Annotated in this window: 15 protein-coding genes; 14 read left to right on the forward strand and 1 reads right to left on the reverse strand. The window is 46.6% G+C overall.

Annotation, left to right across the window (positions count from 1 at the left end; genetic code table 11):
* Positions 1-21: 21 nt before the first annotated feature.
* Positions 22-4,287 (reverse strand): CocE/NonD family hydrolase, encoded by a 4,266-nt coding sequence (locus tag NXH67_RS05205; RefSeq protein ID WP_272796667.1) that lies wholly within the window; start codon positions 4,285-4,287, stop codon positions 22-24.
* A 356-nt stretch (positions 4,288-4,643) separates the two neighbouring features.
* Between NXH67_RS05205 and NXH67_RS05210 the strand changes: the two genes are divergently transcribed.
* From NXH67_RS05210 to NXH67_RS05275, 14 genes are all read left to right on the forward strand, one after another.
* Positions 4,644-6,326, forward strand: a complete 1,683-nt coding sequence (locus tag NXH67_RS05210; protein ID WP_272796668.1) for a DUF6541 family protein — start codon at positions 4,644-4,646, stop codon at positions 6,324-6,326.
* Positions 6,327-6,432: 106 nt separating this feature from the next.
* Positions 6,433-8,424: an excinuclease ABC subunit UvrB gene (uvrB, locus tag NXH67_RS05215; RefSeq protein ID WP_272796669.1), complete on the forward strand. Its 1,992-nt coding sequence runs from the start codon at positions 6,433-6,435 to the stop codon at positions 8,422-8,424.
* A gap of 64 nt (positions 8,425-8,488) precedes the next feature.
* The gene (gene uvrA / locus NXH67_RS05220) at positions 8,489-11,365 is read left to right on the forward strand and encodes an excinuclease ABC subunit UvrA (protein WP_051139934.1); all 2,877 of its coding nucleotides are present in this window, start codon (positions 8,489-8,491) and stop codon (positions 11,363-11,365) included.
* A gap of 189 nt (positions 11,366-11,554) precedes the next feature.
* Positions 11,555-12,547: a rod shape-determining protein gene (locus tag NXH67_RS05225; RefSeq protein WP_022778642.1), complete on the forward strand. Its 993-nt coding sequence runs from the start codon at positions 11,555-11,557 to the stop codon at positions 12,545-12,547.
* A 57-nt stretch (positions 12,548-12,604) separates the two neighbouring features.
* Positions 12,605-13,432, forward strand: coding sequence for a flagellar hook-basal body protein (locus tag NXH67_RS05230; RefSeq protein ID WP_022778641.1), 828 nt, complete (start codon positions 12,605-12,607; stop codon positions 13,430-13,432).
* Between the two features lie 68 nt (positions 13,433-13,500).
* Positions 13,501-14,328, forward strand: coding sequence for a flagellar hook-basal body protein (locus tag NXH67_RS05235; protein ID WP_022778640.1), 828 nt, complete (start codon positions 13,501-13,503; stop codon positions 14,326-14,328).
* A 29-nt stretch (positions 14,329-14,357) separates the two neighbouring features.
* Positions 14,358-14,741 (forward strand): hypothetical protein, encoded by a 384-nt coding sequence (locus tag NXH67_RS05240; protein ID WP_022778639.1) that lies wholly within the window; start codon positions 14,358-14,360, stop codon positions 14,739-14,741.
* Between the two features lie 69 nt (positions 14,742-14,810).
* A complete protein-coding gene (gene recD2, locus NXH67_RS05245) occupies positions 14,811-17,072 on the forward strand; it encodes an SF1B family DNA helicase RecD2 (protein ID WP_330676615.1) in 2,262 nt (753 codons plus the stop codon).
* The gene (locus NXH67_RS05250; RefSeq protein ID WP_272796671.1) at positions 17,044-17,802 is read left to right on the forward strand and encodes a ComF family protein; all 759 of its coding nucleotides are present in this window, start codon (positions 17,044-17,046) and stop codon (positions 17,800-17,802) included. Before recD2 ends, NXH67_RS05250 begins: the two co-directional genes overlap by 29 nt.
* A 21-nt stretch (positions 17,803-17,823) precedes the next feature.
* The gene (locus tag NXH67_RS05255) at positions 17,824-18,231 is read left to right on the forward strand and encodes a hypothetical protein (RefSeq protein ID WP_022778636.1); all 408 of its coding nucleotides are present in this window, start codon (positions 17,824-17,826) and stop codon (positions 18,229-18,231) included.
* Between the two features lie 9 nt (positions 18,232-18,240).
* Entirely contained in the window at positions 18,241-18,660 is a 420-nt protein-coding gene (locus tag NXH67_RS05260) for a hypothetical protein (protein ID WP_022778635.1), read from the forward strand.
* Entirely contained in the window at positions 18,638-19,579 is a 942-nt protein-coding gene (locus NXH67_RS05265) for a hypothetical protein (RefSeq protein ID WP_272796672.1), read from the forward strand. Before NXH67_RS05260 ends, NXH67_RS05265 begins: the two co-directional genes overlap by 23 nt.
* A 9-nt stretch (positions 19,580-19,588) precedes the next feature.
* Positions 19,589-20,455 carry a diadenylate cyclase CdaA gene (gene cdaA / locus NXH67_RS05270; RefSeq protein WP_022778633.1) on the forward strand — a complete coding sequence of 289 codons (867 nt, stop codon included), beginning with the start codon at positions 19,589-19,591 and terminating at the stop codon, positions 20,453-20,455.
* Complete coding sequence (locus tag NXH67_RS05275; RefSeq protein ID WP_272796673.1) at positions 20,452-21,729, forward strand: CdaR family protein; 1,278 nt, start codon at positions 20,452-20,454, stop codon at positions 21,727-21,729. Before cdaA ends, NXH67_RS05275 begins: the two co-directional genes overlap by 4 nt.
* Positions 21,730-21,737: the final 8 nt, after the last annotated feature.

The raw sequence follows: 21,737 nt of genomic DNA on the forward strand, positions 1-21,737 counted from the left end.
AAAACTAGAAGAATGGCATTGTTATTGCTTATTTAATATGCCAAGGAAGGTCTTTGGCTCCTTAGGCTTGATGGTGAATTTGAGTGTTTTGGTGCCGCCGTAGATACCTCTTCCTCTGAGTACAACGCTGGCGGTGCCGGGTTTTGTATTGTTCCTGTATTCCTCCACCACGAAATCAGTATCCGGTTCAAGATAAGTACCGGGGTTCTTCTTGGTTCCGGTGGCAAACATCTCATGCAGATCGGAATAGGTGAGCTCTGTGGGATTGCCGTCAAAGGTCTTAGGACTTATGCTCTTCCACACCGTAGCCTTACTGAGGTCATTCTTTTTGTCGTAGTACATATAATAGCCGAAGTTATCGCCGCAGTAATTGCCGAGGCCGGATATCGTCACCATAATGAGGCATGTTTTCCCATCTTCGGTCATTGGAGAATAGGAATTTGATCCATTGTCAGTCAAATAGGCTTCAATCTTATATTCAGTACCGGCCTTAAGCTTTTTGCCCTGAGGGTCTGTGATCGTTATCTGAGGATTCTCATAACCTTTTCCCTTCGTCGGAAGCTTGGCGGGGATAACTTTATCCTTAACTCTGACGGTCATATCGTCGATGGGGCAGCGGACAACAGTGAAGTCGCGGGTTATGGTTCCCTTGTATTTTCCCTTTCCTTTGATGATGAGTTTGGCGTTTTTGCTACCATCGGAAGGGGTAAGGCTCTTGTTGTTCTTATAGCTTATGGTGTAATCTCTGCCTTTTTCCAGGAGTACTCCGTTATCATACAGGATTACCCAGGATGGTGTAGCACCGCTCTTTGAGTATCTGACATAATTCTCATAGTAGATCTCGTTGTCTGCAAGAGAACTAAGGTCTTTGCCTTTCTTTATAGTGAAGGTTGCGGTTACGCTGCCGGTAAGTCCCTTGTCATTTCCTTCTACGGCGTTGAAGACAACCTCAGCTTTTCCCGGTTCAGTATTGTTTCTGACGCTGCTTACTGTGTAATCAGAACGCTCGGTGAGGGTTGTGGGTGTCTTTCCGTCAAGCTTAAGCTGCAGTGTGTAGGTCCCTGTCTCAGGGATAATTGCCTTGCCGGTGTAGGCGTAGGTATTTGGAGTAAAGGTCACCTTGGCATTCTGAAGCAGCTTATTTTTATCATTTATAACACTGAGATGGGCAGTCATTTTGCCGGTAAAATAGGATTTTGCATCCTTGGGTTCGATGATAATTGTGTACTCACCGGCTTCAGCTATAGCGGTTACTGCTTCTGAGGCGCCTTCCTTGAGATAACTTAATTTGAAAGTGCTTGCACTTATTTCTTTACCGTCGTCACAGTTGTATTTTAATATCGGAACAGGCTTGATGCTCTTTCCTATGTAGGCAGTTGTGGCATCAAGGGCAACAACATCGGACTCCTCGGCGGTATCTGATAGGGAGGCCTTCGCGATCCTATAGGTCTGAACTACGGGCTGGGTCTTGGAGTAGTCACCTTTGAAGGTGATGGTAAGCTTGCTGTCCTTGCCACTTATCTCAGTGGGTTTGGTGTTATTTGAGTAGGTGATCTTATAATCTTTTTCCGGGTTAAGAAGCTGTGTGCCGTCATAGACATCTATCTGAGGTGTCACAGGTACGCCCAGATAAGTATATTCCGGGAAAAGATTCTTTATCCATAGCTTTGAGGATACCGTAGTTATGTTGTTGTTGACATCGACGATCTTAACAGCAACTTCCTGACCGTTAACTTTTTCAACGATTCTTTTGCCGGACGGATCTTCTGTACATTCCTCAGTGAAGCCGTCGTTAGAGGTAAAGGCTTCCGGAATCTCTTTTACCGGTATGCTTACAGATCCTGCGTTACTGCTTAACATGATGTCCACATCGGAATCTATGCCGTCCATACCCGGGATGAGATAGAGCCACAGATAATGTCCGGGCTGGATCGTATATACCGTTGGAATCATGTGTATGGTGTAATCATAATAGGTATCAGCTGATATGCTTCCCTGGGTTGCAGTCCGTGGATAATAGCCGGCGTTGGGGCTTCCCAGATCTATCATACCCTTGGTGATGAGTTTCTTCTTTACAGGTGTCTGCTTGAAGGTCTCGATATTATTATGGGGTATTCCATCGCCTCTGTAGATTCCTTCGTATAGATACAGCGATCTGCTGATATTGGCAGATTCCAGGTTATAAGCAGGGAAGGAAGTGTCGGATATGTCATAGAGGAAGGCTCCAAGGACCATTCGCTTACCCTCTTCGGGAAGTGTGGGTACCTTGGCTTTGACGGTAACTGTGGCTTTGCCTTGAAGGGTGATCTCTTCGGGAACTCTTTTTACCAGTGATTCCCAGTAGAGGCCGTTTTCTTCATTGGCCTTAGGAGCATCGGCTTCAATGCCCAGGGCGCTGATATAGTCCTCCATGGTGAAATAAGGGTCATCGCCTGACATCATAATGTCACTGTAACCGTCATGATATTCGGGATTGGGCTCTTCGGTGTTTTCTTCCGGCTGGGCAGGATCAGCTGCGTCTGGATGAAGAAGAGTTAACTCCTCACTGTTGGCGAAATCATAGCTTAAGGCCTCATCGCCGTACCACTTGTCATATCTTAGGAAATCACCGTTTACATTACTCTGAACATATACAGGCGGAAGATCATTTGGCATGCCGTTGTCTACATCAAGAAGGTAGTGGCAGTACCATTTGTTCAGAATCTCTTCGTAGAACATTCCATCTATCATGATGGTCTCAAGGGTCTCATGGGCACCCTGGTGAAGGATCATTCTGACATCCTGACTGTTTCTTTCAAAGGCCTGTCTCATAAGGTCGGCCTGTTTGGCATTGACATTATAGTCGTTAAGTCCCGTAACTATAAGGGCAGGGATGTGAATCTTGTCGGAATAAGAGTACTCTCTGGATTCCCAGTAAGGACCGTAGTGACCGGCCAGCTTTTCCTGGGCGATGTTAAAGAAGCCAAAAAGCTTGGAACACAGGCTTCTTAGCGTTGCCCAGGCAGCGGATGCTTCTGCCTCCGAAGGGGCAGGTGTGAAGAATCTGCTGGCACAACCGGCTGCAAGAAAACTGGTATACCTGTTGTCTGCATAGTGGGAAACACCCTGAGTATTACTATATTCGTACCAGCTGGCAATTCCGGCTTCGGGAACTATAGTCTCAAGACCTTCAACGCCTGTGGCAGCAACCTCATAGGCCATGGTGCCGTTGTAGGAACAGCCCCTCATGGCCACTCTGCCGTTGGACCAGTCTGCTTCAATGGGAATGGTTCCGGCTTTGTCGGCGAAGGCATGTCTTCCTTCTTTATGGTTGATCCATTCCACAACGTTCTTGAAGGCAGAAACTTCTGCAATACTTCCGCAGGTTTCAAGACCTTCAGAACCTTTGGTTCCAAGGCCCGCCGATTCGACAACGGCAAAACCTCGGATAAGGAAGTAGTCATGTCCTGTCAGACTATTGTAAAAGTAACCTGAGTTTTTGGGAGCATCAGGGTAATTGTAGAACCAGTTATGAGATGAAAATGCTGCTTCGTCATCTCTGCCTGCCAGTGCAGAGGAACTGATTATATCGCTTGCATTATAGGTGCGCCTTGCTCCGGCAGAAGTATCATACAAAGAAGACTCGTTCCAATTTCCCACTTCGTCCGCTGAAGCTCCCTGGGGAATTGTCGGGTCTTCGTCAGCAAGACCGAGATCAGAACTGGTGCCTGCAAAATAAGGGCTGGCTTCAAATATGGTGGGAGCATCGTATTTCTGTTCCGCAGCGGCCTTGGGAACCTGGACTACTGCCTGAACAAGATCTTTTTTGCCATCTTCGTCGGTGTCATAATCGGTTTCCACGTATACTGCAAAACGAAGGATATCACTGTTTTTATTCGTGTAGCCGTCGGCAATCTCGGAATACTTGACCATGGGCTGGACCATGCCATCCTCGATGATCATCTTTACGGCGGTTACTTCTTCTTTTTCCTCCTCTAAGTCCCAAGTTATTTCTTCTTCATCGAGGGATAGGGAGTCTTCTTCTAAGTCCAAAGAGTTATCTTCGCCATAGGTCAGAGATATCTCTTCATCGGATAGGGAGGGTTCATCTTCGATGGATAGAATGGAGTCATCCTCATCGGATAGAATAAAGTCGTCCTCATTGGATAGGACAGTTTCGTCTTCATCGGACAGGACGTACGAGTCCTCTAAAAGGACTTCTTCCGCAGCGCTTACAGTGAACTGCGCAGCAGCAGGTCCTGAGACGATCATGGCCAGGGCCAGTACAACAGATACTTTTTTTCTCATTAACATACCTCCGGAAAATTGATTAAGAAATTTAGAACACAGAATTAATTTTAGTCCTATTATACACACAAAACAAAGAAAAAAAAGACGAATATTTGCTAATCCTCCGAAATGACAGTAATGGAGCGAGGTTCATGGGACAGAAAGTAACATCTGAACAAATGTTCTGAAAATGATAGGCATAATTGTTTAAGAATGGTACACTACAAACAGTATCTGTAGATTGAGCAGGACCTGGTCTACACCTACGACTCAATAAACCTGTAGAATACCACCTACCGTGTTTTGTTGTAATAATGTATAATCATACGTAAAAGCATATGGGGGCAGCCCAATGAGAAATGGGCATACTTGTTATGGAAAAGAATGTTAAGAAAACATTGTTAGATTTATTGGTTATATTGATCTGCTTCGGAGTGATAGCTGCGATTACGATTTTTCCATACCTTCATGAGGGACTTAGCGGGCATTATCCGGATCTGATGTATCATTTACTGAGAATAGAGTCGGTAAAAGATTCTTTAGTGCATGGAGAGTATCCTGCGAAGATATATACTATGTTTTACGGAGGGTATGGATACGGTAGCCCGCTGTTTTACCCGGACATAATGCTGGTTATTCCGGCGATTCTTAGGCTGATTGGAATCTCACCGGTAAGAACATGGAAGTATTTTGCACTGATTCTTTGCTTTATAGCATCTGTGACGAATTATCTGTCTCTGACATATATTACCAAAAACAAAAAAATGTCCATGGCAGGGACATTCATGATCATGCTGTCCCAGTTTTATCTTGCTGATCTGCATAATCGTGTGGGATTGAGCGAATATATGGCCTATATCTTTTTGCCGATCCTATTTGCCGCTGTGTACGACTTTTTTGTCTATGAAAAGCATTATTTAAAGCTTTTTGTTGTGGCAGCCACGGGCCTTCTTTTGACCCACACCATTATGACCTTTCTGGGAGTGTGCTTTTGCGTGGTGTTCTTTGGAATCCATCTGATCAGGCAATTAGTGACTTCGCCCAAAGCTTTGAACAAGAGTGCATTTCGAATAAAAAAGCTCGCAGGTCTTCTTTTGGCAGGGATAGGAATTATTGGCCTGACAGCTTACTATTTGTTTCCGATGTTGGAACAAATGGTATCTGATGAGTTTAGATATCAGACCCCCTGGACCCAGGTTGGAAATAATACACAGCCCTTTAAAAATTTCCTGATGGTTACAGGGTATTTCAGAGGAATCGCCTATGTGGGTGTAGGAATCCCTCTTTTGCTGGGAGTGATTTTTACTGTTAAGACAATCATCTTTGATGAAAAAGATTTCAGTACAAAAATGTTTTATTGGACAGGCCTGGGGGCTTTCCTTCTGACTACCAATGTGTTTCCCTGGAAATTGCTGAACGGAACGATTTTCAATATGATCCAGTTTACCTATCGCCTGTATCCATATGCCATTACATCTCTGACATTGGGCCTTCTTATGCATTTGTCTCATGGGCTTGGAAATGATGCAAGGAAAAAGAATCTTGCATTGACGATCCTGATCTTGGCTGCATGTTTCTTCGGGGTACTGCAGAACCGTACAGTAAATGATTTGGAAAAGTTTCAGATCGACACGGAGTACTTATGCGGTAATTCTAACCACACCGGTAAAAGAGAATGGTTATCCACCAAGGTTCAGGATGATGTCATTGATCTGAGTGCGACAAGAAACGTACGTTGCGCAGAGGGTGAAATCGATTTTATCAGCGACGGTTCAACCACTCATTCTTTTGAGATAGTATCAGCAGCAGAGCTGGAGTATGATGTTCCACTGCTATTCTACAAAGGATATCGGGCATACCTGGAAACCGATGAAAAGAGAATCAATCTGCCTGTGCTGGAATCAGACCATGGAACAGTTCTGGTGTCAAACAGGAGCGGCTATACCGGAAATGTTATTGTTGAATATGGGGGAACCTTTGTGCAAAAGGCATCCCTTGCTGTTTCGATAATTACTCTTGCAGCCATGATACTGCTTCTGATTCTGAAGAGAAAATAGAACAACTGTTCTGAAAATGATAGACATATTAGTTTAAGAATGATACACTACAAACAGCATCTGTAGTGTATCATTTTTTTGATTAATTGATTTTTGAGGGCGGAACATGGATTTCAAGCTTAACTCAGAATTTAAGCCTACCGGCGATCAGCCCCGGGCTATCAAGGAACTTGTTGAAGGGTTCAAGCAGGGCAATCAGTTTGAGACTCTGCTTGGAGTTACAGGTTCCGGTAAGACCTTCACCATGGCCAATGTCATTGCGGCGCTGAACAAGCCCACTCTGATCATATCCCATAACAAGACCCTGGCGGCTCAGCTCTATGGCGAGTTCAAGGAGTTTTTCCCTGAGAACGCCGTTGAATATTTTGTATCATACTACGATTATTACCAGCCTGAGGCCTATGTTCCCCAGACTGATACTTATATTGCCAAGGATTCCTCCATCAATGACGAGATCGATAAGCTCAGGCTCTCTGCCACAGCCTCGCTTTCCGAGAGGAACGACGTCATCGTTGTGGCCAGCGTATCCTGCATTTACGGTCTGGGAAGTCCTGAGGAATTCAAGGGGATGTCAATTTCCTTAAGGCCGGGAATGCAGAAGGACAGAGATGATCTGTTAAAAGATCTGGTGGCTATCCAGTATATGAGGAATGACCTGGAGCTGGATCGCTGCAATTTCAGAGTTCGCGGTGATACTGTGGAGATATTCCCTGCCAATGCAGACGACTATCTCATAAGAGTTGAGTTCTTCGGAGATGAGATAGACAGGATAACAGAGATTGAGCCCGTCACCGCCAAGGTCAGGCACGAGCTTACCCACGTCATGATCTACCCCGCCTCTCACTACGTTGTTCCCCAGGAAAAGATAAACGCGGCCTGCGACAACATAGAGAAGGAGCTGGAGGAACAGATTAAGTTCTTCAAGGGAGAGGACAGGCTCATCGAGGCCCAGAGAATCTCGGAGAGGACCAACTTCGATGTGGAGATGATGAGGGAGACAGGCTTCTGCTCCGGAATCGAGAACTATTCCAGACATCTTAATTTCATGCCTCCGGGGGAGCCGCCGCTGACGCTCCTTGACTTCTTTGACAGAGACTTTCTTATAATCGTTGATGAGTCCCATATGACCATCCCGCAGATAGGCGCCATGTACCACGGCGACAGGAGCAGGAAGCTGACACTGGTGGACTATGGTTTCAGACTCCCTTCTGCGCTGGACAACAGACCTCTTAATTTCGAAGAGTTCGAGCAACATATCGATCAGATGCTGTTTTGCTCCGCCACACCGGGCAAATATGAGGAGGAGCATGAGCTTCTTCGCACTGAGCAGGTTATAAGACCCACGGGACTTCTTGACCCCGAGGTGGATGTCAGGCCCGTTGAGGGTCAGATAGACGATCTGCTGGGCGAGATCAGAACAGAAGTTGACAAGAAGAGCAAGGTCCTTATTACCACCCTTACCAAGCGCATGGCAGAGGATCTTACCGAATACCTGGCAGAGTCAGGTATCAGGGTTAAATACCTGCATTCCGACATTGATACCCTGGAGAGGTCAGAGATCATCAGAGATATGCGTCTTGACGTATTCGATGTCCTTGTGGGAATCAACCTCCTTAGAGAAGGATTGGATATTCCGGAGATTTCGCTGGTTGCCATTCTGGATGCGGACAAGGAGGGATTCCTTCGTTCAGAGACCTCTCTTATTCAGACCATCGGTCGTGCTGCCCGTAACTCGGAGGGCCGTGTTATCATGTATGCCGATAATATGACCGATTCCATGAAGAGGGCCATTGACGAGACCGCAAGACGTCGTAAGATCCAGCAGAAATACAACGAGGAACACGGCATTACACCTCAGACCATCAAGAAGGCGGTTAGAGACCTCATCGCCGTAACCAAGGCTGTTGCCAAGGAAGAGGTGAAGTTCGAGAAGGATCCGGAATCCATGAATGCAGAGGAACTGGAGAAACTCATCGGACAGGTTCAGAAGAAGATGAAGAAGGCCGCAACGGAGCTGGATTTCGAGACCGCGGCAGAGCTTCGTGACAAGATGATAGAACTTAAGAAGGTTTACAACGAGATGACAAACGGGCAGTAAGGGCGCCAAGCCTGAACGTTTTTTTACCCGACAGGAGAATTATTATATGGCTGAAAACAGCAGTATGACCAAGAAGAACACCACCACCAAGAGGATTCTTCCCTCTGATATCCATGACTATATCAGGGTGCGTGGTGCCAATGAACATAATCTTAAGAATGTGAACGTCAAGATCCCAAGGGAGACTCTGACGGTATTTACGGGACTTTCCGGTTCCGGTAAGTCCTCCCTTGCCTTCGATACCATTTTTGCCGAGGGACAGAGAAGATATATGGAATCACTGTCTTCCTATGCAAGGATGTTCCTGGGCCAGATGGACAAGCCCAACGTAGAGCGAATAGAGGGACTATCCCCGACTATTTCCATTGACCAGAAATCCACCAACAAGAACCCCAGATCCACAGTGGGCACAGTTACTGAGATATACGATCATTTCAGACTTCTGTATGCCAGAATTGGCATCCCCCACTGCCCTAACTGCGGCAGAGAGATCAGAAGGCAGACCGTGGATGAGATGTGCGACCAGATCATAGCTCTTGGAGAGGGCACCAAGCTCCAGATCCTTGCGCCTGTAGTAAGGGGTAAAAAGGGTGAGCATGTCAAGACCCTGGACAGAGCCAAAAGGGCAGGCTATGTGAGAGCCCGCATTGACGGAAGCCAGTATGAACTCACCGAGGAAGAGATCAAGCTTGATAAGAACATCAAACACAGCATTGAGATAATCGTGGACAGAATCGTGGTTCATGAGGACAACGAGAACCTTAGAAGAAGACTTACGGATTCCGTTGAGAATGCACTGGCTCTTGCTGACGGACTCCTTCTTGTGGATGTTGTGGATGGAGAGGAGCTTAGCTTCAGCCAGAACTTCGCCTGTCCCGACTGCGGCATCAGTGTTCCGGAGATTGAACCCAGAAGCTTTTCCTTCAACAATCCCTTCGGTGCCTGTCCTGACTGTTTCGGACTTGGTTATAAGATGGAGTTTGATGCGGATCTGATGATTCCGGATCAGTCTCTTTCCTTGAACGACGGATGTATCGTAGTAATGGGCTGGCAGTCCTCCAACAAGGACGGCAGCTTTTCCAACGCTGTGCTTAAGACGCTGGCCAAGGAATACAAGTTTAGCCTTGATACTCCTTTCCAGGATCTTCCCGAGGATATCAGGCACATGCTTATTCACGGCTCCGACAGGACCGTAATGGTGCACTACAAGGGCCAGAGAGGAGAGGGAGATTATCCCATTCAGTTCGACGGCCTTATCAAAAATGTTGAGCAGAGATACAAGGAGACCTTCTCTGAGACAGCCAAGGCAGAGTATGAGCAGTACATGAGGATCACACCCTGTCAGCTCTGCGGCGGACAGAGACTTAAGAAGGAAGCCCTGGCCGTAACTATAGATGACAAAAACATATATGAGATAACATCAATGTCCATAGATGAGCTCTCGACATATCTTGAGGGCTTGCAGCTCACCAAGCAGCAGGAGATGATAGGTTCTCAGGTTCTTAAGGAGATAAGAGCAAGGGTAGGATTCCTTGTGGACGTAGGCCTGGATTATCTATCGCTTTCAAGAGCAACCGGTACATTGTCAGGCGGCGAGGCTCAGAGAATCAGGCTTGCAACCCAGATAGGTTCCGGTCTCTGCGGAGTCTGCTATATCCTGGATGAGCCCAGTATCGGTCTGCATCAGAGGGATAACGACAAGCTCCTTAATACACTTAAGAACCTTCGAGACCTTGGCAATACGCTGATCGTTGTTGAGCACGACGAGGATACCATGAGGGCTGCGGATTATATCGTAGACGTAGGCCCGGGCGCCGGCTCCCACGGCGGCAAGATAGTCGCCACAGGAACCGCTGAGGAGATCATGAAGGTCAAGGAGTCAATCACCGGCCAGTATCTTGCAGGCAAGCTTAAGATTGAGGTTCCTTCAGAGAGAAGACAGCCTAAGGGGTGGCTTAAGGTAGTAGGGGCTCAGGAGAATAATCTTAAGAATATCAATGTGGAGATTCCCATTGGCGTTATGACTATAGTTACCGGTGTCTCAGGCTCCGGCAAGAGTTCCCTCGTCAATGAAATCGTATACAAGAGGCTTGCAAGGGATCTTAACAGAGCAAGATGTATTCCCGGCAAACACAAGACCATTGAGGGTATAGAGCAGCTTGATAAGGTCATTGCCATTGATCAGTCACCTATCGGAAGAACACCAAGGTCCAACCCCGCTACATATACCGGCGTTTTTGATATGATAAGAGATCTGTTTGCGGGAACTCCCGATGCCAAGACCAGAGGCTACAAGAAGGGGAGATTTTCCTTCAACGTCAAGGGCGGACGCTGTGAAGCCTGCGGCGGCGACGGAATCATCAAGATAGAGATGCACTTCTTACCTGATGTCTACGTACCCTGCGAAGTCTGTGGAGGTAAGCGTTACAATCACGAGACTCTTGAGGTCAAGTACAAGGGCAAGAGCATCTACGACGTCCTTGATATGACGGTTGAGGAGGCTCTTACCTTCTTTGAGAACGTCAAGACCATCAAGCGCAAGATCCAGACTCTCTACGATGTAGGACTTGGCTATGTCAAGCTTGGTCAGCCCAGCACCGAACTTTCCGGAGGTGAGGCTCAGAGAATCAAGCTTGCCACCGAGCTTAGTAAAGTCGGCACCGGCAAGACAGTGTATATCCTGGACGAGCCCACTACCGGTCTTCACTTTGCTGATGTTCAGAAGCTTGTCAAGATCATGCACAAGCTGGTGGAGCAGGGCAATACAGTAATTGTCATTGAGCACAACCTTGACGTTATCAAGACAGGTGACTACATCATAGACATGGGTCCCGAGGGCGGCTCCAAAGGCGGAACGGTAGTTGTGCAGGGGACACCGGAGGAAGTGGCGAAGTGTAAGAAGTCCTTTACAGGGGCATATATCAAGAAGATGTTGAAATAGTCGGCAGGGAATTTCATTAATGTTTTTGATTTTTGGTCCGATATATATATAGGATTAGCATACCCCTTTATTTAATTTGAAATTTGGTTTATAATTGCAATGATATTGTAAACTTTATTATCCACGTCTATGCGCTTATGGCGTAAAAAGGACGTTTTTGCTTGATTTTGAAAGGGGTACTTAGGAAATATGCAGTACGCAGATATAGGAATCGATTTAGGAACAGCTTCCGTACTTGTTTATATCAGAGGCAAGGGAGTTGTATTGAAGGAGCCTTCAGTTGTAGCTTACGACAGAGACACTGAGGAGATCAAGGCAATCGGAGAGGACGCAAGACTGATGCTTGGTCGTACTCCCGGCAACATTGTAGCTGTAAGACCCTTGAGACAGGGCGTTATTTCCAACTATAAGATCACAGAGCAGATGATGCGCTACTTTATCAAGAAGGCTATCGGACGCAGGATCCATCGTAAGCCCTTCATAGCTGTATGTGTACCCAGTGGTGCAACAGAGGTTGAGAAGAAGGCTGTAGAAGACGCAACAAGACTTTGCGGAGCAAGAGAAGTTAAGACCATCGAGGAGCCTATTGCTGCTGCTATCGGCGCAGGTATCGATATCACCAAGCCCTGCGGAAACATGATCGTAGATATAGGCGGTGGTACATCCGATATCGCCGTTATCTCTCTCGGAAGTACCGTAGAGAGCACATCAGTTAAGGTTGCGGGCGATGACTTCGACGAGGCCATTGTCAGATATATGAGAAAGAAGCACAACCTTCTCATCGGACCTCGTACTGCAGAAGATATCAAGATCAAGATCGGAACAGCTTATCCAAGAGCTGAGAACGATTATCTTGATGTAAGAGGAAGAAACCTTCTTTCAGGACTTCCCAAGACAGTAAGAGTATCCTCAGAGGAGACAGAGGAAGCACTTAAGGAGCCCACATCACAGATCATCGAGGCTATTCACAGCGTACTTGAGAGCACACCTCCGGAACTTTCCTCAGATATTGCAGAGAGAGGAATTGTCCTTACAGGCGGCGGAGCACTTCTTCGCGGACTTGAGGATCTTATCTATTCCAAGACCGGTATCAACACCATGACAGCAGAGGATCCCATGACAGCGGTTGCTATCGGAACCGGACGCTATGTGGAGTTCATTGCGGGCTACCACGAGGATTAATACCCCCGTTCACGGAATGAATGGCTGTAAGAGCATGGATGGCATGAGGGCACATATATGGTAAAAGGTCTTTACACTGCTTACACAGGTATGATCAACGAGCAGCACAGAATGGACGTGCTCACCAACAATCTGGCCAATGCCAATACCAACGGATACAAAAAGGAAGGCGCAACAGCTCAGTCTTTCAATGATCAGCTTGCGCTCAAAATAAAAGATTACACTGACGCCCCGTTTACAGCTCGTAGACTGGGCGTTATTAATCCCGGCGTTAAGATCGGAGAAGGCTATGTTGACTGGAGTGAAGGCCCCATGAGGGAAACCGGCAACACCTTCGATCTGGCTATAGGAGGCTATGGCTTCTTTGGTATTGAGTACACCAACAAGGCCAAAAACATCGAGATAGATACACCAAATGTCACACAGATCATGTACACCAGAGACGGTGATTTCACCCTCACCTCGGAAGGTGTTCTCGTAACTCAGGACGGCGACTTTGTCCTTGATCAGGACGGTCAGCACATTCAGATCAATCCCGATTTAGATGTTGATATAAATACAAGAGGAGAACTTATCCAGGATGGAGAGGTTGTGGCCACCATCGGAAGATTTGATTTTGAAAAGACCACTTATCCCGATGGAAGAATCACCTATGACACCCTTGAGCACTACGGAGAGAATATGTATATAGCCACCGATCAGGCCGTGGCCATCGATGCAACAGGCTCCATCTATGCAGGCTTCCTGGAGCAGTCCAACGTTTCCGTTGTGGATGAAATGGTCAATATGATCGCTGTTCAGAGAAACTACGATACCAACCAGAGAATGATCACAACCATAGACGAAACTCTTGAGATTGCGGTTAATCAGCTTGGTAAACTTTGATTTAATACTTTTTTAATAAAATAATTGCAAATATCTGCCGATAAAAAAGTAAGAGGGAGGTACTTGCTATGGTACGAAGCTTATGGTCAGCAGCAACAGGAATGAACGCCCAGCAGACAAACGTTGACACTATCGCCAACAATCTGGCTAACGTTAACACCACGGGCTACAAGGCACAGGGGGCGCAGTTTAAGTCTCTTTTGTACCAGGAGCTTCAGACGGTAACGTCCACAGCAAACGGAACTCCCAAGCCAACCAATTCTCAGGTAGGACTTGGTGTCCGAACATCCTCAATCAATCAGTATTTTTCTCAAGGATCCTTCCAGACAAGTGATAATCCGGCAGCTGTGGCTCTTAGCGGCGACGGCTTCTTTAGCTATCTTGACGCAGACGGCGAGACTCAGCTCTATACCAGAAACGGTAATTTCACCTGGGCTCTTCAGGAGACAGGAGGAGATACACTGGTTCTAACCACTGCAGAAGGTAACCTTGTTCTCAGTACTGACGGCGAACAGATTGAAATGGCAGGAGCAATAGCCAGTAGAATAACCATTGGTGCCGACGGCTCTATATATTATCCCAACGAGCAGGGAGTACCCGAGGAAGTTGGCATGAAGATCGGCATCTGGCAGTTCAGGAACAGGGAAGGTTTGGAACGTGTCGGCAGCGCCGCATGGAAAGAGACAGCAGCCAGCGGAGAAGCTATCCTGGAAGAAGAGGCTGATGGTGATATTAAAAAGAGTGAGATAGTCCAGGGCTATCTTGAAGGCTCCAACGTAAATGTAGCAACAGAGATGGTCAATCTGATCGTTGCCCAGAGAGCCTATGAAATGAATTCAACAGCGATCCAGACTACGGATGAGATGATGCAGACAGCCAACTCGCTGAAGAGATAATTTTTTAAACAATAAAAGGGGAGATAACTATGGCGGGACTTGATATTAGCGGTCTTGGCGCCCAGGCTCTTACCGAATATGCAATGCAGGAGAGTAAGAACGCCAGCACCCAGGCTATTCAGAATAAAATAGCAAGCACTTCCTCCAAGTCCACGGACTCGGAACTCTGGGAAGCCTGCAAGAGCTTCGAGGCATATTTCCTTGAGCAGATGTTCAAGGAAATGCAGAAATCGGTAGATGCCATGAAGCCCGATACCGGTGCAGACAAATCAACCTCCACACTGGTTGACTATTTCAAAGATCAGACCCTTCAGGACATATGTGCAACCTCCGCAGACATGCAGAGCAACGGGTTTGCAGCAATGCTATACGAGAATCTGAAGAGGACATACGATATTCCGGATGAAGAGTGACCGTAAAGCCGCTTATTTCTTAAGAAATCTTAAGAAACAGGCGGCTCTTTTTATGCTATAATGGTCACCATGGAAAATGAAAAAGAGATTGTAAAAGGTTTTGTTGAACATTTTATATACAAGTCAGCGGATACCGGCTATGGAGTTCTAAATCTTATAACCGATGAGGATGACCTTACCTGTGTGGGAAATTTCCGTGACGTGGATGTGGGAGATTCACTGGAAGTCGAAGGAGTCATGGTGAACCACAAGGTCTACGGCGTGCAGCTCAAGGTCACAAGCTATAAGATCGTGGTTCCGGATGATGCGGTCTCCATGCAGAGATACCTTGGCTCCGGCGCCATCAAGGGCATCGGAGAAGCTCTGGCAGCCAAGATCGTCAAGAAATTCGGAGAGGATACCTTCAGAATCATCGAGGAGGAGCCTGAGCGCCTTGCAGAGATCAAGGGGATCAGCGACAGGAAGGCACTGGACATCGGAATTCAGATGGCAGAGAAGAAAGAGATGCGAGACGCCATGATATTTCTTCAGAAATATGGCATCACCAACACCATGGCTGTCAAGATCTACAACAACTACGGAGCCAGGATCTATTCTGTCCTTATGGAGAATCCCTATCAGCTTGCCGACGATATCGACGGCATCGGCTTCAAGACCGCAGATGAGATAGCTTCCAAAGTAGGCATCCGGGTGGACTCTGAGTACCGTATCAAATCGGGTATTATGTACGCCCTTCTTCAGGGAGCTCTGGACGGCAATACCTATCTTCCCATTGATGAGCTTGTCAGCAGAACAACGGATCTTCTATCCTCCGGGGATGACACTGCCATAGATGATATGGCTGTAAGAACCCAGCTTGATAATCTTATGATGGACAAAAAAGTCATTGTGAGAGGTGAAGGCGAAGTATATGCCTCAAGCTATTTCTACGAGGAACAGGGCTGCGCCGTTATGCTTCACGACCTTAATCTGGCGGAGAACGTATCCGAGAGTGAAGGAGAATCCTATAAGAAGAGGATTCTTGATATAGAGAAAAGAAGAGGCATCGAACTGGACGACCTCCAGCGCGAGGCGGTGGTCAAGAGTATATCCAACGGAATCGTCATTATAACAGGCGGTCCCGGAACGGGTAAGACCACTACCATCAACACGATAATCAGCTATTATGCCAGCGAAGGCCTGGATATCATGCTGGCAGCCCCCACCGGCCGTGCGGCCAAGAGAATGACTGAAGCCACGGGCTACGAAGCAAGAACTATCCACAGACTCCTTGAAGTCTCCGGTCAGGCAGTTGATGACAAGGAAGGCAGAGGAGTTCATTTTGAGAGAAACAGGGACAACCCCCTGGAAGCAGATGCCATAATCATTGATGAGATGTCAATGGTGGACATACATCTTTTTTACGCACTTCTCAAGGCGCTGGTTCCGGGAATTCATCTGATACTGGTGGGAGACAGCTCGCAGCTTCCCAGCGTAGGGCCGGGGCAGGTACTGTCTGATCTTATCAGCAGCGGCAAATTCCCTACCATCATACTTCAGAAGATCTTCCGCCAGGCCGAGGAGAGCGACATCGTCATGAATGCCCACAGAATCCACAACGGGCAGCAACCGGTGCTGGATAATAAGAGCAAGGATTTCTTTTTCCTTGAGAGAAACGATCCGCAGGTTATCTACAAGCATATGATCCAGCTTGTAAGGGACAAGCTTCCGGGCTATGTCAATGCATCGCCCTATGACATCCAGGTACTGACCCCAATGAGAAAAGGACCCCTTGGTGCGATGCAGCTCAATTCAATATTGCAGGAATACCTCAATCCGCCGGACAAGAGCAAAAAAGAACATGTAAGCGGCGATGTCACCTTCCGCGAAGGGGACAAGGTCATGCAGATCAAGAATAATTATCAGGCCCAGTGGAAAGTAATGGGCAAGCTAAACACGGAAGTGGATTCGGGAATGGGCATCTTTAACGGAGATATGGGAATAATCCGTGAGATCAACGATTACTCCGAGGATATTACCGTGGAATACGATGAGCACAGGCTTGTGAGGTATCAGTTCTTTGAGCTGGATGAGATCGAACTGTCCTATGCCATCACCATTCACAAGTCCCAGGGAAGTGAATATCCCGCGGTGGTTATGCCGATTCTCGGAGGCCCCAGAATGCTTCTTAACAGAAACCTTCTGTACACGGGCATAACGAGAGCCAGAAATACGGTATGTATCCTGGGCAGCAGCCAGACACTTACAGAGATGACCCAGAACGAGCAGCAGCTAAAAAGATACACGGGATTAAGGAGAAGGATTGAAGAAGTTTTTGTTGACGCTGTATGAGGAGGGGCTGAACCTGATTTTTCCCAGAAGATGCCCTGTCTGCGATGGGGTGGTAGCCCCCTACATGGTAGCAAAAGGGAGGCTTCGGGCCGGGCAGCTCATACATCCCAAATGTCGCAAACAGGTTAAGTACGTGACAGGGCCGCTGTGCCTTAAGTGCGGCAAACCCCTGGGAAAACAGGGAGAGTACGCTGAATACTGTGAGGACTGCAAGAAAACGCGGCACTATTTTACAGGTGGCTTTTCGGTCTTTGAGTACAGAAGCATGGCCTCTTCCATCTACAGATTCAAGTACAGGGGGAGGCAGGAATACGCCACCTTTTATGCTGCGGAGACGGCGAGGAAGCTTGGGAGGAAGCTGCGGTCCCTTGGCATAGAAGCAATTATTCCGGTACCAATGTATGAGAAGAAAAAAATAAGCCGCGGCTACAATCAGGCGGAGATTCTCGCAAGGGAAATTTCCAAAAAAATAGGCATAAGAGAATATGAAAATATTATTAAGAGAATCCAAAACACCAGACCAATGAAGGAATTGGACGCTCGGGGCCGCCGCAATAATTTGAAAAAAGCTTTTAATATAACTCGAAATGATGTAAAATTTAAGTGCATACTAATTATTGATGACATCTATACAACTGGAAGTACCATTGATGAGATCGCCCATGAGTTTCTGATGGCGGGTGTCGAGAAAGTCTATTTTCTGACCCTTTCCATCGGGCAAACTACTTAAAAATAAATGGAGGTCAGCTTTATGAACTTACGGAATTGTGCAAGATGCGGTAAAATGTTTAATTATGTTGCAGGACAGCCTATTTGCGAATCGTGCAAAAAGGCTATTGAAGACGATTTCCAGAAGGTTAAGCAATATATTGAGGAAAACCCCAGAGCTGGCCTTAAACAGATTTCAGAAGACAATGGAGTCACAACCAAGCAGATCCAGCAGTGGATCCGTGAAGAGAGACTTATGTTCTCCAAGGATTCTCCGCTTCAGCTTCAGTGCGAGAATTGTGGTGAACTAATACAAACAGGAAGATTTTGTGCTAAGTGTAAGGCAAGTATGGCCAATAACCTTACAGATACCTTTGCCAAGCCCAAGCCTTTGCTTCAGCAGCCGGCTAAGCCTGAGAAGAAGGCCGGAATGCGCTTCCTGGATACCTAAGGAGCAGGAATGTTAAATGAAGAAAGAGTCATTTTGATGACCAAAATGGCTGCATTTGTAGACCGGGAGGGCAAGAAGAATAACGCCATCAACTCCTATTTCAGAAGTGATTACGTGGGATTCAACGTGCTTAAGTCAGTCTTAAGTGCCACGGCAGTGTTCTTTATTATTCTTGGAACCTACGTGCTCTACAACTTCGCCGATGTTCTGGCGAATATTTACAATACTGAAGACTTAATCGCTATAGGCAGGAGGTTACTTATGTATTACCTCCTGCTTGTTGGCGTGTATTCTCTTGCATCATATGTCATTTATTCCTATCGATATTCAAAAATGCGTAAGAGTATGAAGGCATATTATGGAGACTTAAAAAAATTAGCAAGAATGTACGAAAAGGATAAAGAAGATGACATCGTTACTAGAGATTAAGCAGTATATCATAAGATTTTACCAAAAAAACGAGACCTACCTCACATACATATGGAAGTTTCTTCTGGCACTTGTTTCCATCGCAATAATCAATAACAAGCTGGGATATATGAGTTCTCTTAACAATATTGCCATTGTTCTTATGGCATCGCTTCTGTGTGCTATACTTCCGCCGAATTTCATTGTATTTATTTCCGCGGTATTCATCCTGGGACATTTATATTCAGTATCGGCACCGACTGCACTGGTGGCAGTTATAGTATTTTTGTTGATGTTTTTGCTATACTTCAGGTTTTCACCTAAGGATACACTGGCCGTTCTTCTGACGCCCATCATGTTTTTCCTGCATCTGCCCTATGTGATGCCTCTTGCAATGGGACTTCTCGGAGCACCCAACTCGGTTGTATCGGTGGCCTTCGGACTTATCATCGCTTACATGCTGGTATTTTTCTCCGGCAATGCAGCATCCCTTGGAGCAGAGGGAGTAGAGGAGGCAGCGAGTCAGTTCCAGTCAGTTGTTTCCGGCATTACAGGAAATAAGACCATGATCGTTATGATCGGAGCCTTTGCCGTTACACTTGTCATTGTATATATCATCCGCAGAACCTCCATGGACAATGCCTGGAAAGTTGCTATTGCAGCTGGTTCAGTATGTATGATCATCAGCATACTGATTGGAGATCTGGTTACGGATGCTCAGATATCACTTTTCGGAGTTATTGTAGGAACCCTTGTTTCCGCCCTTCTTATGCTGGCGGTAGAGTTTTTTGCCTTCAATCTGGACTATTCAAGAACAGAGAAAGTGCAGTTTGAGGACGATGAGTATTACTACTACGTTAAGGCGGTTCCCAAGGTTACCCTTTCGGCTCCCGAGAGAAGAGTTAAGAAGATTAACAAAGCCAATCAGAGACGCAGATAAGGATTTGTCATGCAGCAGAAGGATTTTCTTTTAGAATTTAACAGAACAACCCTGCACATGCCGCAGCTACGATGGCCGGATATATTAGAGATTCTGATAATTGCTTTCCTGGTCTATCACATTCTAGTATGGGCAAAAAATACCAGACTATGGTCTCTCCTTAAGGGGATCATAGTTATTCTTGTGTTTATACTTATTGCGGCTTTATTCAACATGTCCACAATTCTGTGGATCGTGGGAAGAGCCTTCGGAATCGCGTTTACAGCCATGGTTGTAATCCTGCAGCCGGAGCTTCGTAAGGCCCTTGAAGAACTGGGTAGGAAAAAGTTCTTTGCCAATATTCTGGCCCTGGGAGATGCCAAGACAGAGGGGCGTTTCTCAGACAAGACTCTGAATGAGATTGTAAGAGCCTGTGTAGAGATGGCCAAGGTCAGAACCGGAGCACTTATAGTTATTGAGCAGAGTCATCCGCTGACAGAGTATGAGCGCACGGGAATTGATGTGGACGGAATAGTTACCAGTCAGCTTCTTATCAATATTTTTGAGCACAACACGCCTCTTCATGACGGCGCGGTTATTATACGTGGAGACAGGATTACCTCCGCTACCTGTTATCTTCCCCTTTCGGACAACATGGGAATAGGTAAGGAGCTTGGGACAAGACACCGTGCGGGTGTGGGTGTTTCCGAGGCTACAGATTCACTTACCATCATCGTTTCCGAGGAGACAGGTAAAATAAGTGTGGCCTACGAGGGGGAACTTGAGAGAGCTGTCGACAGTGACAGACTCAGAGAGCGCCTGCGCTACATTCAGAACAAGCGGACAATCGATACCCCGGTGAAGCATTTTGCCAGAAAGGCCAAGGTGAAGAAATGAAGAAATTGACGGCCAATTGGGGACTTAAGCTGGCTTCGCTGATCTTTGCCGCCATAGTATGGTTTTTGATTACCAACATCAATGATCCGGTAACGTCGGTTCGATACACCAACATTCCGGTTACGCTTAAGAATACCAATCTTATAACAGATCAGGGGCAGGTATATACGGTTCTTGACAACAGCGATGTCATTAGCTCGGTTACCATATTTGCACCCAGATCAATAATTGATTCCCTGACCCAGAACAATATCATTGCTTCTGCGGATATTCAGGATCTGTCCAGTCTCAATACGGTCAGTATCAACGTAAGTACCAATAAGTACAGCGACAAGATTGAGAACATTACTCCCAGCTCCACAGTGGTGAAGCTGAGCGTTGAGAGGAAGGCTTCCAAGTCCCTTGCTCTTTCAGCCACTACGTCAGGGACTCTGGCTGACGGATATGTTATCGGTGATGTTTCTACTGAGCAGAACATGATCAGGATCAGTGGTCCCGAATCCATAATCAACAGTGTTAAATACGCAGCTGTTGACGTAGATGTGACAGGCTTTACTTCCAACATCGGAACGGATGCGGATATTGTTCTGTATGATGCCAACGGTGATCCCATCGATGGCTCATTGGTATCAATGAATATCAAGACAGTAAGGGTCAATGTAGTTATTTACGAGACCAAGTACGTACCGCTGAGCTTCGTGGTCAAGGGCGAGCCCGTAACAGGATACATACCTACGGGTGAGGTGGAGAGCAATCCTTCACAGATCATGATAGCAGGAAGAGGCAGTACACTCGTGGGTATCAATGAGATCAAGATCGATGATAATGCGGTGGATGTGACCGGCTATACCGGCAATCTTACGGCTTCCATAGATGTTTCCAAGTACCTGCCTTCCGGAGTTACTTTCGGAGACAGCGATTATAACGGAATGGCAGCAGTTGTTGTTCATATAGAGAGAGCTGCTACCAGGACACTTGATGTGAGCATAGACAGAGTTCAGCTGGAAAATACGGTTGATGACTTTAAGATCTATGTGGATGATACCGAGTATGATTCTGTTTCTCTTACACTTGAGGGATTATCAGATACCCTTGATGGCATAAACCCCGCATCTTTGACGGGAACAGTTGATGTGGAACAGATCATGGAGGACAACAATCTCACAGCACTTTCGGAAGGAACCTACAGCGCAGCTGTTAACTGGGATCTTCCCGCCGCAGTTACAGTCAAGAATCCGGTTGAAGTATATGTGAAGGTTGAGAAAAAGAACTAATTTAGGAA

It is taken from the genome of Butyrivibrio sp. DSM 10294 (assembly GCF_028539135.1).
Lineage (GTDB): Bacteria > Bacillota > Clostridia > Lachnospirales > Lachnospiraceae > Butyrivibrio.